Consider the following 1,493-nt stretch of genomic DNA (forward strand, 5'->3'; position numbering starts at 1 on the left):
ATTTTGTCTGCCAAAGGACGTCGTCCATACATCGCAAGATTTCCGATCAGGATATTATCGATTTCATCATGATCTTCAAGGAAGTAACCGTGACCTCGGAAATCAAAGCAAACGTTATTCTGTACAAGGGCACGCTGTGTGCCATGCACTGTGATACAACGTTGGAAAGAACGATGGACACTGGAGTTTCTGATAAATTGACCATAGACGTCGCCTGCCATGTGCCAATGGAATGGATAGCGTGCCATAACACCGGCCTGCCCCATTCTGGAAAATTCAACACCATCAATAAATGCGCTACCACCCGGCATGACCATCATGTGGCCGCCGATACCATTCTGATCACTGATAGCCCCATTGGACTCATCACCGATAATCTTGATATTACGGGTAAGATTTGCAACCTCAGCCCGTTGATCTAGTTGAACCGGCCCTTCTTTTCCCTGGAAGGTCTGCATAACACCCCAGTGAGTGTGCTGCAGAGCACGGGACAGTTTCAACGTTCGACCATCAGAAACTGCCGATAGTGTGATCTTCTCTGCTTCATGAGGATTGTAGCCGGTAGGACCAATTACGATTTCATCACCAGCCTGCCAGCCTCGAGCTATATCGCTATCCAGCTGCAAAGTTGTAGATCCCGCAGAAGCGGTTGCTCCAAGGCGGGTCCATTTTACCTTGCTATCAGTACCGAACATGCGAATCATACCGCCGCGATTTACCAAAAGTCCCCGACGGGCGGCATTGGTTGCACCGCTATCTTTTAACGCAATAGTAAGCTTTCCTGCGAAACGGTTTGACTCTGCAGATCCACACTCAAAAGTTCCATTGACATAAATGGTTGCCGCACGAATTCGATAGTCTGTTGTATATTGATTTGAACACGCTAAGGTACCATTGATTGTCAAAACATTGACGTCAATATTAGAGTTAATGACAACGGTATCACCGGCATTGATAGTCAAATCTCCACCGCTGACTTGCATATCCGACAGCGCCACGGCCTTAGAAGCCATATTTAGGACAGAGACTTTTCTTTCATTATTTTGCAGAATTTGGTTTATCTTCTTCTTCGCCGTAGCCGCCGCTGCTCCGGCAGAATCCGCACCGGATGAAACATTCGTTTTAGTCCCTTGGCTAGCAGCTCCACTAACCGCTGTCATACTATTGGAACATGAAATTAAACTCAGTCCAAGCCCACAAAGAGCGACGTTTTTACATATGTTGAGCATAGTTACCTCTTCTTGCCTAATGAAATATAGAAACTCATTACCTATCGGGTGTACGAGCCTGGACATAAAGATGTGACAAGCTCTAATTCGGAACTAAGATCCATATGTTGTTCTGTTATCAACAAAACAATATTGCCTAACCTAATTGGATGCCGCGGCACCGCGGTGGTAACAACCACCGCCCACATTCACCCAACCTGGCATTGCACTTGTACACTCACAGGCAAATTCAGTTCTTTTCCCACCTTCACCAAAGAATACGTA

The 1,493-nt window shown here is 46.3% G+C and carries 1 protein-coding gene; it reads right to left on the bottom strand.

Annotated elements, in window-relative coordinates:
- Positions 1-1,229 (bottom strand): G8 domain-containing protein (locus AC04MQ_RS19250; protein WP_475392891.1); only part of this gene is annotated, 1,229 nt, incomplete at its 3' end.
- Positions 1,230-1,493 lie beyond the last annotated feature (264 nt).

It is taken from the genome of Bdellovibrio sp. MYbb2, from assembly GCF_056175685.1.